Consider the following 15,335-nt stretch of genomic DNA (forward strand, 5'->3'; position numbering starts at 1 on the left):
AGGAAGGTAGGAAAGGGATTTATGAAAACGTTATTGATCATTAATGTTGGTCAGGCACCAGAACAACAACTAGAAAAATACGGCGATTTTGAATTTTGGGCACAAAGAGCCATCAGTGAAGTCGATATAAATGTCACGTTTTTAGACGGAATTAACAACGAGCTGCCTGCTTACGATACCCTGTTGGGTGTGATCATTATGGGTTCACTGTCCATGGTAACAGAGAAAACTGACTGGATGTTAAGGCTCTCAAACAACATCATTGAACTTACAGAGACAAAAATTCCTCTGCTTGGTATTTGCTTCGGGCATCAATTGATTGCCCAAGCTCTAGGGGGAATAGTGAGTTATAACCCGAAAGGCTTGGAGATTGGAACCGTTGAGCTAGAACGTCTATCTGACGCAAACAGTGATCCTTTGTTTGAACAAGTACCTGAGAGTTTTACCGCTCAGACAGTCCATTTCCAATCTGTACAACAGCTTCCACCGAACGCTGTTTGCCTCGCTAAAAGTGAGCTTGATAATCATCATGCCTTCCGTGCAGGAACCTGTACTTGGGGTGTTCAATTCCACCCAGAGTTCACCAGCGACATTATGCGAGATTCCGTTAATGGTTTGAAAGAAGCCATTGCTGACCAATATGAACACAAACTTGATCAGATAGCAGAAACAGAACAAGCAAAACAAATTCTGGTTCGATTCGCTCAAATGTGTAAATCAAGTATTGATCACCATTAAGCCGGCAGAATATGAGCTAAAATAGCAACAGTTAAACTAGTGCTGTTCCATATAAAAGCCGTGGTGTTAACGAATATCGTAGTCAGATAAAGGTAGAGCCTATGGATAAACAGTATGATGAGTGTGAAGAATATGCTGCTGTCATTTCGGCTTTACCGGATATGGTTTTCGTTCTTACTGAGTCAGGCCGATATGCCGCCATTTTTGGTGGCGAAAACTCTGATCTTTACCACGACGGTTCATCACTTAAAGGGCTAACCCTTTCTAACGTACTTCCTGAAGAAAAAGCTAACTGGTTTAAAGACCGCATCAAGGAGACGCTTGATGCGAACTGCATTAAGATTTTTGAGTATTCTCTCTCTGCTAATGATGTTGAAACTGTAGAAGCAAAATCTGGTCCCCCTGGCGAACTGCGGTTTGAGGGGCGAGTCAGCCCTTTAAAATCGCTACGTTATGGCGAGCGAGCTGTGGTCTGGGTTGCTCGTAACATTACCCTCCGTCATCAAATTGAGCAGCAGCTTATCTACCAGTCTGAAGTGGATGATCTCTCTAAAACGCTAAATCGACGAAAGTTTTTCGAACACCTCTACGATGCTTTTTATACTTTCAAGCGATATCATGAGAACTACTGCTTCCTTATGCTTGATATCGATAACTTCAAACGAATTAACGACTCTTATGGGCACAGCTTAGGTGACGAAGCGATACGAAAAGTCGCAGAAATATGCAAACTCAAGATACGTAAAACTGACGTCATAGGTAGATTGGGGGGCGACGAATTCGGTATTATTCTTAAACATACCGCTGAGATATCTCCTGTTGCTTTTGCAGAAAGGTTGATAGAAGCGGTTTCGTGTACATTGCTGCACAAAGAGTTGTCAGATACACACGTATCCATCAGTATCGGATTAAGTCATTTCAAAGAGTCAGATGAAGGTATGGAAGAGATTTACCACCGAGCCGACCTTGCTCTTTATGATGCGAAACGACGTGGCAAAAATCGAGTTTCCGCGAAGCTCAATTAATTGCGCCAAAAACGAATCCAGTAGTTAGTCCAATTAAACAAAAAAGGCACTCCGTTGATATTGGAGTGCCTTTCTACGTTATAGGTGGTCGATAACCGCTGGAATCGCCGCAAGAACATCCTGACCAAACGCCACACTACGTTCAGGAGACCAGCCATATAGTTCATCAGGGTGACAATTGTGGTCTTTAAATGGCATCTCAAGGGTATAAGACAAACATTTGAACTGTTCTGCAACCCAATTAGAACCAACCGTTAAGTTCGCTTTACCCGGTTCATCTTTATCGTAACCAAATTCATCCTGAAATTCAGGAGTAATAAAGGTTAACGCCTGCTTAAACAGAGATTCTAAGTTCGCCATTTTTTCGTTGTAACTTGGAACACCCTCAGCACCAGCCACAAAGTTATATGGAATCGCTTCATCGCCATGAATATCAAGGAACATATCAACACCCGTTTCGATCATACGCTCGCGCACATAATACACTTCAGGGCTTTTCTCTAGCGAAGGCGTTTGCCATTCACGGTTGAGGTTGATGCCAATCGCATTGGTTCTCAAATGACCACGGACGCTGCCATCAGGGTTCATATTCGGCACAATATAGAACACAGCTTTGTCGAGCAATGCATTAGCAACCGTGTCGGTGTTATCCAACAAGCGTTGTAGCAAACCTTCAACAAACCATTCAGCCATAGTCTCCCCCGGATGCTGACGAGCGGTGATCCAGATGTTTTTCTTCTCGTTACTTGGCTCACCAATGGTTAACAGGCTGATGTCACGGTTATCCAGTGTTTGCCCTAGCGTTTGCAGTTTGGTTTGTGGGTGCATTTGAGCCTGATGCAACAAGTCCAAATGGCGCTCGTAACTGTAAGGAGCAAAATAGGCGAAATAGATAGAATCGTATTCAGGCAAGATTGCAAAATTCAGGTTATCGCCATCAAAAGTAGCCGGTACGCGGAACCACTCTTCTCGATCGTAAGAAGCGACCACATCGTAACCATTCCAACCTTCTGGGTACGCCGATTTAGCCAGATTCGCAATGCGGAATTTGTGTTCAGTGTTCGCTTCGCTTTCGACACGAAAGAAGAACCACTGAGCGATTTCAGTTTGATTATCACGTCTGATGGTAAGTTGAATATCTTCACGATTCTCTGCGCTGACAACGTCAATATTGCCTGCGTCAAAATTACTAAATATCTTCATAAAGTCACTATGTGGTTCGATAATTTGGTGGTTCGGTGTTTTGTCTAATCTATCAATATAAACCATGGGTTAAAAGAACGTTCTAGAGATTACAAGTTTGTCTCTTTTTTATTGTGGCTCATCCTTTCAAATAGGCTGCTTATCCAATCGATGAACTCCCGTATTCTTCTGGGCTGTTGATGTCTCGACTCATAGAGCACTGACATCGTCATTGGTTTACAAACATAGTCGCTGAGCACTTCTATCAGTTCACCTTTGGCGATCTGTTCTTGAACACCCCACTTAGGTAACTGAATGATACCCAACCCACTCAAACAGGCAGACAAATAAGCATCCGTTGTACTCACAGAAATTAAGCTTTGGGTTGAAACGAAGTAAGTCTTGCTGTTTTTAACGTATTCAAAGCCACTTGCTGCAATGCTCTGATCTGGAGAGTAATCCACCACAAAGTGCTTATGCAGCTCATCCAATTGAGTCGGTAAGCCATGTTTTTCAACATAGCTTGGACTAACACAGTTGACCATTTCAATACTGCCCAAATGCCGCGCCACAAGATTGCTGTCTTCCAATACTCCACCACGAATGACGCAATCGATCCGCTCTTTGATCAGGTCAATACGGTAATCCGCTCCTACTAACCTAAGCTGCGTTTTGGGGTGAAGTTCAAACCACTCATGAAGATTCGGAGCTAATACCGTCGAGAAAAATCGACTGGGCATATCCACTTTGATGACTCCACTTAACTCGTTACTTTCTCTCTGGAACTGATTTTCCAATCCTTCCAGTTCATCAATCAGCCGTTGGCTATGGGACAGATAACGTTCACCGGCTTCCGTCAACGAAACCTGTCTTGTGCTGCGTCTAAGTAACCTTGTTTGTAAGTGCTCCTCCAGACGACTCACCGACGTTGATATCGCCGATTTTGGTACGCCAAGCTGATTGGAAGCCTGAGTAAAGCTGCCTGTCTGAGCAACCGCTATAAAGCGCTTCATTGTTTCGATTTTATCCATACCGCCTTATCCAACAACTTTATATTGTTCGTGATATATGAACAGTGTTATCTGATTACGCGTATTTTTCAATCCAATACCTAGGAGTAACTTATAAACGAACCCAACAACTCAGCTCAAAAGGTAACAAGATGAACAAAATTGCTTTAATCACTGGTGGTAGTCGTGGCTTAGGTAGAAGCGCAGCAATTAAACTCGCAGAAAAGAATGTCGACATCATTTTCACCTACCACAGCAACCAACAAGCGGCGATGGACGTTATCGAAGAGATTCAGCGCAAGGGGCAAAAAGCAGTCGCTCTGCAATGTGATATTCGCGATACATCTACGTTTGACACTTTCGTTCAGTCACTAAAAACTATCTTGCAGGAACAATTCTCGCGTTCTGATATTGATTATCTGTTTAACAACGCGGGTACTGGTTTACATGCAACGATTGAAGACACCAGTGTTGATGATCTCGTAGAGATGTTTGATACCCATGTTAAAGGTCCATTCGTTTTCACTCAAAAAATGCTTCCTCTTATCAAATCAGGCGGTCACATCGTCAATGTTTCTTCTGGCCTAACACGTTTCTCTTTCCCAGGGTCTGCGGCTTACGCAATGGCAAAAGGCGCTGTAGAAGTGATGACACGATATATGGCTAAAGAATTTTCTGCCAAAAACATCCGTGTGAATACTTTGGCTCCTGGCGCTATCGCTACCGATTTTAGAGGTGGAGCCATTCGCGATAGCCAACAGGCGCAAGCCATGGTTTCATCAGTTACCGCACTAGGTCGAGTAGGTGAAGCTGACGATATTGGAAAAATCATATCCTCTATGTTTAGTGAAGGTTTTGATTGGGTAACAGGACAACGTATTGAAGCATCTGGCGGTATGATACTTTAGTTCACGATACGAAGGGCGTAGTTTTACTATGCCCTTTTTCACTTCAATACACTGTTTGATAAACAGTTTCTAACTCATCCGTGTGTAATTTAAAAGTAAGCGTGGCGTTGCAGATCCAAACGGTGTAAAGATAACGACATAAAACTCTCATGCAACTGACACACAGCCCATCTAGCGTGATTGAATAAGTCTTAAATAACTAGGAATAAGGCATGGAAGTCAAACATTTAAAGACCACATTAATTGCAGCAGCAATTGTTACTACCTCTTCTTTTGTACATGCAGAATCATTTCAGCGAATCTCTACATTTGCAGTAGCAGATAACATTCCCGCAGGGAAAAAATCATCGGTGACTTCATCAGAAATAATTACCGCTTCAGAAGATGGTAATACATTGATCTATTCTGACAGTCCTTTGGGTGGAGTCGGTTTTATCGATATTAAAAACCCAAAACAACCTTTAGCGGCTGGGTTTCTCGATCTACAAGGGGAGCCAACATCAGTTGCCGCAATTGGCAGTTCTGTTGTTGTGGGTGTCAACACATCAAAAACTTATACTGAACCATCAGGCTATTTGGCAACTGTGTCTATTGCTAGTCGTAAACTCATCCAAAAATGTGATTTAGGCGGGCAACCAGATTCAGTTGCAGTATCAAAAGACGGTCGTTTTGTCGCCGTGGCGATTGAAAACGAACGCGATGAAGAACTCAACGACGGTGAACTACCGCAAATGCCGGCGGGATACCTATCCATCGTCCCAATGAAAGACAATAAACTTGATTGCGCTAGCATTAAGAGAGTTGATTTAACGGGTATTACCGAAATAGCGCCGACAGATCCTGAACCAGAGTTTGTCTCATTCAACGACAAAAATGAAATTGCGGTAACACTCCAAGAGAACAACCACATTGCCATCATTGATGCGGAATCAGGAAAAATCATTAACCATTTTTCTGCGGGCAGTGTAGACCTTAACAATATAGACATTAAAAAAGATGGAGCTCTCACATTTAGCGATTCTCTGTCGAATGTTCGTCGTGAACCAGACGCAGTTAAATGGCTAGACTATAATCGTTTGGTTATTGCGAACGAAGGGGATTACAAAGGTGGTGCTCGCGGATTTACTATATTCAACAAACAAGGCAAAGTCCTATTTGAAAGTGGGACTAGCTTTGAATACGAAGTAATAAAAGCCGGCCACTACCCTGAAAAACGTTCAGGAAAAAAAGGCGCAGAGCCTGAAGGTGTTGAAGTTGCCAAGTTCGGTGACAATACATACCTATTTATCATGTCTGAACGCGGTTCAATCATGGCGGTTTATCGTGATACTGGCGCTGACCCAGAACTTGTTCAAATGCTCCCTTCAGGCATTGCTCCTGAGTCAGCGATAGCGATTCCCAAACGAGGGCTGATTGCTACAGCAAACGAAGAAGACCTAGGCAAAGATAAACTAGCTCGATCACACGTCATGATCTATCAACTAAGTGATAAAGCACCAACCTACCCTATGATTCAGTCGACTATGGATAACAATGGTCGTCCTATCGGTTGGGGGGCATTATCTGGACTGACTGCCGATCTTACTCAGGCAGGAACTCTCTATGCCATCAGCGACAGTTTTTACTCCGCTCAACCGGCAATATTTACTATTGATGCAAGCCAAACTCCGGCTCTGATCAAAGATAAGATGATTGTCACTAGTGGTGGGCATGCGGCTGAAAAACTCGACTTGGAAGGCATCGCAGTGGATCCAAAAGGTGGTTATTGGCTCGCTTCTGAGGGCAATGCTGAGAAGTCTGTTCCTCATCAACTACTTCATGTAACGAATTCAGGTGCTATAGACCAAACAGTGCCGTTCCCTGAAGAGCTGCTTCAATACCAAGAGCGATTTGGTGCCGAAGGTATTGCTATACATGGCGACACTCTTTGGGTAGCCATTCAACGTCCATGGAAAGATGATGAGAAGAACTCTGTAAAACTTCTTTCTTATAATACGCAGAGTAAACAATGGGGTGCAGTTAAATACCCATTAGAAACAGTTAAGAAAGGATGGATAGGCTTATCTGAAATTACGATTTACGGAGAAAATGCGTACCTTCTTGAACGTGACAACCAACTCGACAGCGATGCGAAGGTGAAACGTCTTTATAAAGTTGCGCTCTCAGAACTCCAACCTTCACCACTCGGTTCTGCATTACCAACCGTGAAGAAAACATTAGTTCATGACTTTCTTTCAGATCTGAAATCGACAAACGGCTATGTGGTAGACAAGATCGAAGGCTTTACTATTGATGCATCCGGACAAGGTTATGCTGTGACCGACAACGACGGCGTAGATGACAGCAGTGGTGAAACACTGTTCTTCAAAGTGAATCAGTTTTAGGCTCAGATTCAGTTCAGGCTACCAAGCGAGCTCTCATGGGCTCGCTTTTACTTTCACTCACGATAAAAGTAGCACTTAAGTATTAGGATTCACCACTCACTTATTAACTATACTCTCAATAACGTTTTAATTGAGTTTAAGGAGAACAGTGATGAAAATCTTGCGTAATGTTCTGCTTTCAATATTTACAATATTCTATATTTCAACAGGTTATGCAGAAAACACTGACAAAACAAACACGTATATTGTGGTGCTTAAACCTAATACATTACCCTCTGAGGTTGCTACACAAGTTGCACAGCAAACATACGGCCGAGTTGGATATGTGTATGAGAGGGCCATACAAGGGTTTTCAATTTCCATACCTGAACGAGCCCTAAGTGGTGTCTTAAAAAATCCGAATGTATGGTATGTCGAACAAGACCTACCGATAACCGCATTTGTACAAACAACTCCAACGGGTGTTCACAGAATATTTGCAAATGATGCCGTCTTAAGTATCAATAACACCGATGACCTACGCGTTGATGCTGATGTTGCCGTACTTGATACTGGTATTGATATAGACCATGAGGATCTCAATGTAGTTGGCGGAGCTAACTGCTTGAACTACTCAGGAAGATCACCTCTTTATAAAACTTACTTCTGTGATTCTTCAGTGAGCTATGACGATGATCACTACCATGGTACACACGTTGCAGGAACAATTGGCGCCTTAGATAATAACGTTGGTGTCGTAGGTATCGCTCCGGGTGTGAGATTGTGGGCGGTGAAAGTTCTTGATTCATCCGGTTCAGGTTCACTTGCAGGAATCATCGCTGGTATCGATTGGGTGGTAAAACAAGGCAACATAAAAGTCATCAATATGAGTTTAGGTGGCAGCGGACAAAGTAGCGCAATGAATAGTGCTATTGAAACGGCATTCAAAAGTGGCGTGTTTGTTGTCGTTGCGGCGGGAAACTCAAACGCAGACAGCGCAGGTTATACCCCTGCAAACGCTCCCTATGCATTTACAGTTTCAGCACTAGCTGATTTTGATGGAGAAGAAGGAGGCTATGGCTTCGCTACATGTCGAACAGACGAAGATGACACTTTAGCCAACTTTAGTAACTGGGGTGATCCAGTAAACATCGTAGCTCCCGGGGTATGTATTGTCTCAACCTTCCCAATCGAACGCGGTAGCTATGGAACGATAAGTGGCACTTCAATGGCATCGCCACATGTGGCAGGTGCAGCCGCACTATTAGCAAGCAAAGGACTTCTACCAGATCAAATCCAAACTACGCTCGTAGAAAACGGTAATGATAATTGGGAAGATACGAGCACAGACGATATAAAAGAGCCTCTATTAGATATTAGTTCGGCCTATTTTGAGCCAAATTTACTGTCTGTAACGATCAGCAACGAAAACGTTCCCCCAACAGCTCAATTCGAAGTCAACTGTGTGAATCTAACATGTACCTTTGACGCTTCCACATCAACTGACAGTGATGGCACTATTGTGTCTTATGACTGGAATTTTGGCGATGGTTCTATTGGTACAGACAAGTTTCAAACCAATGTTTATGGTGCTTATGCTCAATACACCGTGACTCTCACTGTTACTGATAATGAGGGCGCAAAAGACGTCTATGAGAAAAGTGTGATGGTTAGTGAAGCTCCGGAGGTTGTCACTCAAAGCTTCAATAAAGGTAAAACTTGGACAGCTGTTGTCTCATATAGCTCAGGAGATTATATATCCGGAGAGTGGGTGGGATTTGGTATTTGCACTCTTTCAGAAGAATGCATTCTAGAAAATATTTCTAAGAAGCAAGGTAGCGTTACGTTTATTGATGATTTATCTAATGAGTCTATAACTGTCTATAAACCATAATTGTTTGAGCAACAAAAAAGCGAGCCATTGGCTCGCTTTTAGCTAAAACTATTCGAATTTATAGAAGCGCTACAGATTGCTGTGCGATAACAAATTCTTCGTTGGTTGGAATAACCATAGCAACCGCGTTGAGTAGTTCAGATTTACCGATAATACCTGCGTTACCAAAACGAGCAGCTTCGTTACCTTCCACATCTTCAACAAAACCTAATAGTTTAAGGTTGGTTAAGATTTCGCGACGGATATCTAGTGAGTTCTCACCGATACCACCAGTGAAGATAATCGCATCTAAGCTATCTAGGGGAATCAAGTATGAACCAATGTATTTAGCCACACGGTAAGTGAATACCTCAAACGCCAGTTTCGCACCAGCATGACCGCTTTCCATCGCTTCTAGAATGCCACGAGCATCAGAAGTTAAACCAGATACACCAAGGAAACCAGACTTCTTGTTAAGTGTGTTAAACACTTCTTCTTGAGTCCAACCTTTCTTCAATAGGAACTCAATGATACCTGGGTCAAGGTCACCAGAACGAGTACCCATCATTAGACCAGCAAGTGGAGTAAAGCCCATTGAAGTATCAACTGATTTACCATCGCGGATTGCACATACAGATGCGCCGTTACCTAAGTGAACCGTGATGAAGTTTGATTCATCAATCGATTTGTTCAACATTTTTGCAGCTTCACGGCTAACAAAGTAGTGACTAGTACCGTGGAAACCGTAACGACGGATGCCGTATTTTTCATACAACTCGTGAGCAATTGCACCAGTAAATGCTTTTTGAGGCATTGTTTGGTGGAATGCGGTATCAAATACTGCGAATTGAGGAAGGCTTGGGAAAGCTTGCATTGCAGCACGAATGCCTTTTGCGCCTGCCGGGTTGTGGAGCGGAGCTAGATCCGACAAGTTTTCAATTTCAGTCAGTACTTCATCGTTGATGCGAACCGTTGAAGTGAATTTCTCACCACCGTGAACGATACGATGACCTACTGCAACCAAGTCTTTTGTAAATCCCAAGCTTTCCATCAAACCCACAATACGATTAATTGCATGTTGATGATGATTGTCCGGAGCCGCAATCGCCTCTTCGGTTTTCTTTCCCTGATATTTCCAACCAAGAACTGCTTCAGGAAGACCGAAGCATTCTCCTAAACCAGTAACTAACGCTTCACCATTCTTTGAATCAATGACTGCAAATTTTAGTGAGGAGCTACCAGAGTTGATAACCAACACATACGAGTTCGACATGGGGCTCTTTCCTGTATCCGACTATGAGTTTGAAGCTAATGCTTCGTGTGTTTGCTTACATGCCATTATTCAATAATTTTTTAATCTTTCAACTTTGTTTTAATTTTTTCATCCAACTCTTACGATTTTTTTTGATCTCTAGCAAAAAAATGTTTTTTTCGATATGTGAAATATTTAATCTGTGCTTCGCGCCACCAATATTCCGAAGAACAAAAAAAATGACTTCAATTCAATGTAATTGATTGAATTATAATGACAATACTATGAGTAACAGAGATAACAACGTCAAAACGAATATATAAAATCAGTTGAATATCAATAACAACTCTAATTTGTGTGATACAAACACATTAGCTTGCTTTCAAGCTCTACAACTCTAAAAGGCGTTTCGTAGATACTGCTTAATACGTCTGCTTGTATTACCTCTTCGACATTTCCAGAGGCTACAATCTCACCTTTTTTCATAGCAATGATTCGGTCTGAATAGCACGATGCGAAATTAATATCGTGTATGACCACAACAACAGCTTTATCGAGTTCATGGGCTAGCCTCTGAATGGTCGACATGATTTGCAATGAGTGTTTGATATCCAAGTTGTTGAGCGGTTCATCAAGAAATACGTAGTCGGTGTCCTGAGCGATAACCATAGCAATAAAAGCAAGTTGACGCTGTCCCCCACTAAGTTCATCAAGATATTTGTGTTCAATATCAAACAGATCCAAATACTCGATTGATTGGTCGATAACTTGCTGATCTTCCTGAGTCAGTTTTCCTTTTGAGTAGGGAAAGCGTCCAAAAGAGACCAACTCTCGAACAGTGAAACGCATGGTTAAGCTGTTCGCCTGACGTAATACAGAGAGCTTTTTCGCTAGCGTTTTGGTATCCCAATCCACCAGCTCACGATTATCAATCCACACTTCACCCGCGTCACGGTTGATTAAACGGCTAGCCATAGACAGCAGTGTACTTTTACCCGCGCCATTTGGGCCGATAATTGAAGTCACTTTTCCTTTCTCAAATTGAGTGCTCGCAGCTTTTACTACCGTTTGTTGACCAAACATTTTGGTCAGATTTTTCAATTTGATCATGACTAAACCACTTTGTTACGAATTAAGAGTGAAAGGAAATAAATACCGCCGATAAAGTTAATAATCACACTCAAGGTGGTACTGAAATGGAAGACTTTTTCCACCATCCATTGCCCAGCGAGTAATGCTGAAACAGACATGGCAGAGCAGGCAAAAAGCAGTACTCGGTGCTGATAAGATTTAAACCACTCACGGGTCAAGTTGGTGACCAACAAACCGAAAAACATGATTGGCCCTACAAGTGCTGTCGATATTGAAATCAAAAAGGCACTAAGCAGTAGGACGTTACGCGTCATTTTGCGTACGTCCACACCCAAGCTAATGGCATTGTCCTTATCGAGCCAGAATACGTCCAACGTTCGATTCATGCTAAACAGCGCAGCTGACGCCAACAACAACAATGGTGTCCCCAGATAAACCAGATCGACATTCACGTTATTGAAACTGGCAAACATAGTCGCTTGTAAAGAAGCGAAGTCGTTAGGATCCATTAACATAATGAAAAATGAAGCGATGTTGGAAAACAACTGACCAAAAATCACACCAAGAAGCAGCAGCATGATTAGACTCTGATTCTGTTTTCTAAAGTAAAAAGCAAACAGCATACTCGAGAATATCAGCATGACAGAAACAGCTAGCGAGAAGTTCAAATAGGCATCTAAGATAAAGCTGCTCATACCGCCAAACGTAGCCACAATCGTGGTTTGAGTTAACAAGTAGAGGGAGTCAAAACCCATAATACTCGGTGTTAAAATGCGGTTGTGGGTAATAGTCTGAAATGCCAGCGAGGATTGAGCAATAGCAATGCCCGCAATCACAATCGCCAGAACCTTCGGTACACGACGCGAAAGGAAGTATTGGTAGTTGTCAGCGGTTAAACCTATCCCGATAAACAGACCGATAAATACCAATGAAACTACCACTAATAAGACGATTTTACTTTTATCCTGCATGACGTTTGCCTTTGGTAATCAGGAAGATAAATGCAACACCACCTAACATACTAATGATCATGGAAATGGGAACTTCATAAGGGAAAATGATCACGCGACCAACCAGGTCACACAACAAAACCAAAAGAGCACCGAAAGTAGCGGTGCGTGGAATGTTCGCTCTCAAGTTGTCACCGTAGAAATAGCTCACCACGTTTGGCACGATTAGCCCTAGAAATGGAAGTTCACCGACAATCATCACCACACTGGCAGACATCACTGATACCAAGCAGACACCAATGACCAATACTTGCCCGTAATTCAAGCCAAGGTTTACCGCAAAATCTTTCCCCATCCCTACTGCGGAAATACGTGTGGCATACAAGTAACTGAATATCGCAATCGGTATAGCGATATATAGAAGCTCAAAATTTCCTTGTAGAAGGTTGGCGAAGTTAGCCACTTTCCATGCTGAGAGGTTCTGAATAGCGTCATATTTATAGGCGATGAACGTTGCAGTGGAGTCGACGACGTTACCGAATACGATACCGATTAAGGGGACGAAAATAGCATTCTTGAACTGTACGTTTTGAATGAACCAAACAAAGACCAACGTACCCACCATTGCGACTGAAAAAATAAGCCACAAATGTGAACCATTGCCAAACAGGACAAGGCTTAACACATAGCCCAACATGGCACATTCGATCGTTCCAGATGTAGAAGGCGCGGCAAATCTGTTTTGGCTAATCTGCTGCATGATCAAACCAGCAATACTTAATCCAGCACCCGCGAGAAGGATGGCAAGTAATCGCGGTAAACGACTTGTCCAAAATAACTGCCATGACATTGGGTCATGGTTAAGAAGAGAAGAAAGAGAGAGATTACCGACCCCCACAAACAGTGAAGCAACGCTAACCATCAATAAAGCAAGCAATAACCGTTTCAAAGCTAACCCCAGCTATGAGGCAGTTTCCCCCTGCGAAGAAACTGCCTCTCTTATAGTTTAAAATTGACGCTGAGTCAGATTAAAGACCAACCGATTTTTCCATATCAGAGATCATCTGCTCGGTTGCTTTCACACCTGAAATAGAAAGATACCAAGCATTCAAGTCGAGGAATGCGATGTTATTGTTCTTATAAGCTTGCGTTGCCTTCACAAGGTCGTTGTAAAAATCTTTACTGCCTTGGTCATTGTTTGGGTCGGTTAGCTTGTTACGGTCAATAACCAATAGTACTTTCGGGTCATGTTCACGAATGAATTCATAAGAAATCAAATCCCCGTGGCTAGCGTTCTTTTTCGTCGAAACTGTCTCTTTAAAGCCAAAATCTTTGTAGATTGAAGAAAAACGAGAGTCGACACCAAAAGCAGTAATGTTGCCACCATTGGTCATCACGGTCATTGCATCAAGATTGTGGTTTTGGTTGTATGCGCGAACCGCTTGGAACTTCTTATCAAGTTGATCGATCTTTGCATCCACTTGGCTTTCAATGTTGAACACCTTACCAAGGTTCTTCCACTGCTCTTGCGTGCTTTCCCAATAGCCTTTATTTGCATCAACAGCAAATACGATTGTCGGGGCAATTTTGGAAAGTTCGCCGTAGCTCTTTGATGCACGCGGGCCTATAAGAATTAAGTCCGGTTTCATTGTGTAAATATTTTCAAAGTCAGGTTCAAACAACGAACCTGCTGCACCGTATTTTTCTGCTTTGTACTTTTCCAAATAATTTGGAATTTGCGGCACTTTTGAGATAGCTACAGGATCAATACCGAACGTGTCCAAAGCATCAAGTACACCTAAGCCAATCACGACAACGCGTTGAGGGTTCTGTTCAAGCGTGGTTTTACCCATACTGTGTTCAATTGTGATGGGGTCGGCATACACCGTCATAGATAATAGGATGCCAACAGTAGCCAAACTGATACGCTTTTTCATTCGGGTTCCTTTACAACTGAGAAGATTATTGATAATCATTACCGTTTACGTCGAACTATAACGTTCAAACATGGCATAAGCAACCGGAATAATGGGTACGAATGTAAGAGTTGATGAAGCTTTTGGAACAACTTCAAATTGGGGATGTGTACAAGGCTTCACTGAGATTGACCTCAATGAAGCCTTCTGAAGAGGAGTTATATTTGGTAGGTCTGACAATGATTACCCAACACATAAGTAATCGTTTGAGGAGCTACACTCTCCCAGCCCGGCTCATTTGCCAGAGGCTCAGATGCAAGTATGATATCCTCGCCCTGCTTCTTCACAAACACCGTCGGTGGCTGTTGATCCGAACTGTAACGGACTAACCAGAACTGCTCACCGTCGGAAACGCATATTGACGCTTTGAAAGGTTCTGTCGCCCCTTTTCTTGCCATAGTCTGCTCAATGTCGTAAATCGTTTTACGAATTGCCGAGACAGGTTGTTCAAACAACCCATTCATGATCATCAGCAAGAAGATTAACTCACTGTCTGTGCTTCCCTGCTGCTTGATATAAATATCTTCCGGCAACATACGTTCTAACGAGTATTTGACCTTGCAAAATTCGCCAATTTGGCCGTTGTGCAAAAACATCCAGTTATCAATGATAAATGGATGACAGTTACTACGTGAAACGCGACTTCCCGTTGAAGAACGAACATGCGCCATAAATCGGTGAGAACGAATATGATGTGCAAGAGAACGTAAGTTTTCATCTCCCCACGCAGGAAGCACTTCATGAAACTGCCCCGGAGTGGAACGCTCGGTATACCAACCCAATCCAAACCCGTCAGCATTGACTCGGGCGATCGTTTTACGAGCTTCGATACTTTGATGAACAAGAGAATGTTCAGGGTGAAAAATAAGCTCATCTAAATAGATAGGGCTACCCTGATACGCGAGCCAACGGCACATAAAACACGCAATCCTATAACGACAAAAACCCTAATTAACCACGAATTTT

At 42.7% G+C, this 15,335-nt stretch carries 13 protein-coding genes; 5 read left to right on the forward strand and 8 right to left on the reverse strand.

Annotated features, from left to right (window positions below; all coding sequences use genetic code 11):
• Positions 1–21: 21 nt before the first annotated feature.
• Both G5S32_RS16085 and G5S32_RS16090 read left to right on the forward strand, forming a co-directional pair.
• Positions 22–738, forward strand: coding sequence for a glutamine amidotransferase (locus G5S32_RS16085; RefSeq protein ID WP_165313054.1), 717 nt, complete (start codon positions 22–24; stop codon positions 736–738).
• Between the two features lie 101 nt (positions 739–839).
• On the forward strand, positions 840–1,763 hold the full coding sequence (locus G5S32_RS16090; protein ID WP_165313056.1) for a sensor domain-containing diguanylate cyclase: 924 nt from the start codon (positions 840–842) through the stop codon (positions 1,761–1,763).
• 78 nt (positions 1,764–1,841) lie between these two features.
• Here the strand turns inward: G5S32_RS16090 and G5S32_RS16095 are convergent, their stop codons facing one another.
• Both G5S32_RS16095 and G5S32_RS16100 read right to left on the reverse strand, forming a co-directional pair.
• Positions 1,842–2,966: a M14 family metallopeptidase gene (locus G5S32_RS16095; protein ID WP_165313058.1), complete on the reverse strand. Its 1,125-nt coding sequence runs from the start codon at positions 2,964–2,966 to the stop codon at positions 1,842–1,844.
• A gap of 89 nt (positions 2,967–3,055) precedes the next feature.
• Positions 3,056–3,976, reverse strand: coding sequence for a LysR family transcriptional regulator (locus G5S32_RS16100; protein ID WP_165313061.1), 921 nt, complete (start codon positions 3,974–3,976; stop codon positions 3,056–3,058).
• 131 nt (positions 3,977–4,107) lie between these two features.
• Between G5S32_RS16100 and G5S32_RS16105 the strand changes: the two genes are divergently transcribed.
• The 3 genes from G5S32_RS16105 to G5S32_RS16115 all read left to right on the forward strand — a co-directional run bounded on the left by G5S32_RS16105 (position 4,108) and on the right by G5S32_RS16115 (position 9,120).
• Positions 4,108–4,863, forward strand: a complete 756-nt coding sequence (locus G5S32_RS16105; RefSeq protein WP_165313063.1) for an SDR family NAD(P)-dependent oxidoreductase — start codon at positions 4,108–4,110, stop codon at positions 4,861–4,863.
• A 212-nt stretch (positions 4,864–5,075) separates the two neighbouring features.
• Positions 5,076–7,247: an esterase-like activity of phytase family protein gene (locus G5S32_RS16110; protein ID WP_165313065.1), complete on the forward strand. Its 2,172-nt coding sequence runs from the start codon at positions 5,076–5,078 to the stop codon at positions 7,245–7,247.
• A gap of 151 nt (positions 7,248–7,398) precedes the next feature.
• Positions 7,399–9,120, forward strand: a complete 1,722-nt coding sequence (locus G5S32_RS16115; protein WP_165313067.1) for a S8 family serine peptidase — start codon at positions 7,399–7,401, stop codon at positions 9,118–9,120.
• A 58-nt stretch (positions 9,121–9,178) separates the two neighbouring features.
• Here G5S32_RS16115 and G5S32_RS16120 read toward each other — a convergent pair whose 3' ends face one another.
• The 6 genes from G5S32_RS16120 to G5S32_RS16145 all read right to left on the reverse strand — a co-directional run bounded on the left by G5S32_RS16120 (position 9,179) and on the right by G5S32_RS16145 (position 15,286).
• Positions 9,179–10,372: an acetate/propionate family kinase gene (locus G5S32_RS16120; RefSeq protein ID WP_165313069.1), complete on the reverse strand. Its 1,194-nt coding sequence runs from the start codon at positions 10,370–10,372 to the stop codon at positions 9,179–9,181.
• 327 nt (positions 10,373–10,699) lie between these two features.
• Positions 10,700–11,461 (reverse strand): iron chelate ABC transporter ATP-binding protein VctC, encoded by a 762-nt coding sequence (vctC, locus tag G5S32_RS16125; RefSeq protein ID WP_165313071.1) that lies wholly within the window; start codon positions 11,459–11,461, stop codon positions 10,700–10,702.
• Between the two features lie 2 nt (positions 11,462–11,463).
• Positions 11,464–12,414, reverse strand: a complete 951-nt coding sequence (gene vctG, locus G5S32_RS16130; RefSeq protein WP_165313073.1) for an iron chelate uptake ABC transporter permease subunit VctG — start codon at positions 12,412–12,414, stop codon at positions 11,464–11,466.
• Positions 12,404–13,342 carry an iron chelate uptake ABC transporter permease subunit VctD gene (gene vctD / locus G5S32_RS16135; protein WP_165313075.1) on the reverse strand — a complete coding sequence of 313 codons (939 nt, stop codon included), beginning with the start codon at positions 13,340–13,342 and terminating at the stop codon, positions 12,404–12,406. Before vctD ends, vctG begins: the two co-directional genes overlap by 11 nt.
• A 79-nt stretch (positions 13,343–13,421) precedes the next feature.
• Complete coding sequence (locus G5S32_RS16140; protein ID WP_165313077.1) at positions 13,422–14,330, reverse strand: siderophore ABC transporter substrate-binding protein; 909 nt, start codon at positions 14,328–14,330, stop codon at positions 13,422–13,424.
• Positions 14,331–14,527: 197 nt separating this feature from the next.
• A complete protein-coding gene (locus G5S32_RS16145; protein WP_165313079.1) occupies positions 14,528–15,286 on the reverse strand; it encodes a class II glutamine amidotransferase in 759 nt (252 codons plus the stop codon).
• Positions 15,287–15,335: the final 49 nt, after the last annotated feature.

Origin of the sequence: Vibrio ziniensis (assembly GCF_011064285.1) — a bacterium.
Taxonomy (GTDB): Bacteria; Pseudomonadota; Gammaproteobacteria; order Enterobacterales; family Vibrionaceae; genus Vibrio; species Vibrio ziniensis.

Bases quoted from the DNA above. Each gene is read 5' to 3' on its own strand.
- G5S32_RS16085 (WP_165313054.1), top strand. From the start codon at position 22: ATGAAAACGTTATTGATCATTAATGTTGGTCAGGCACCAGAACAACAA.
- G5S32_RS16090 (WP_165313056.1), top strand. From the start codon at position 840: ATGGATAAACAGTATGATGAGTGTGAAGAATATGCTGCTGTCATTTCG.
- G5S32_RS16095 (WP_165313058.1), bottom strand. From the start codon at position 2,966: ATGAAGATATTTAGTAATTTTGACGCAGGCAATATTGACGTTGTCAGC.
- G5S32_RS16100 (WP_165313061.1), bottom strand. From the start codon at position 3,976: ATGGATAAAATCGAAACAATGAAGCGCTTTATAGCGGTTGCTCAGACA.
- G5S32_RS16105 (WP_165313063.1), top strand. From the start codon at position 4,108: ATGAACAAAATTGCTTTAATCACTGGTGGTAGTCGTGGCTTAGGTAGA.
- G5S32_RS16110 (WP_165313065.1), top strand. From the start codon at position 5,076: ATGGAAGTCAAACATTTAAAGACCACATTAATTGCAGCAGCAATTGTT.
- G5S32_RS16115 (WP_165313067.1), top strand. From the start codon at position 7,399: ATGAAAATCTTGCGTAATGTTCTGCTTTCAATATTTACAATATTCTAT.
- G5S32_RS16120 (WP_165313069.1), bottom strand. From the start codon at position 10,372: ATGTCGAACTCGTATGTGTTGGTTATCAACTCTGGTAGCTCCTCACTA.
- vctC (WP_165313071.1), bottom strand. From the start codon at position 11,461: ATGATCAAATTGAAAAATCTGACCAAAATGTTTGGTCAACAAACGGTA.
- vctG (WP_165313073.1), bottom strand. From the start codon at position 12,414: ATGCAGGATAAAAGTAAAATCGTCTTATTAGTGGTAGTTTCATTGGTA.
- G5S32_RS16140 (WP_165313077.1), bottom strand. From the start codon at position 14,330: ATGAAAAAGCGTATCAGTTTGGCTACTGTTGGCATCCTATTATCTATG.
- G5S32_RS16145 (WP_165313079.1), bottom strand. From the start codon at position 15,286: ATGTGCCGTTGGCTCGCGTATCAGGGTAGCCCTATCTATTTAGATGAG.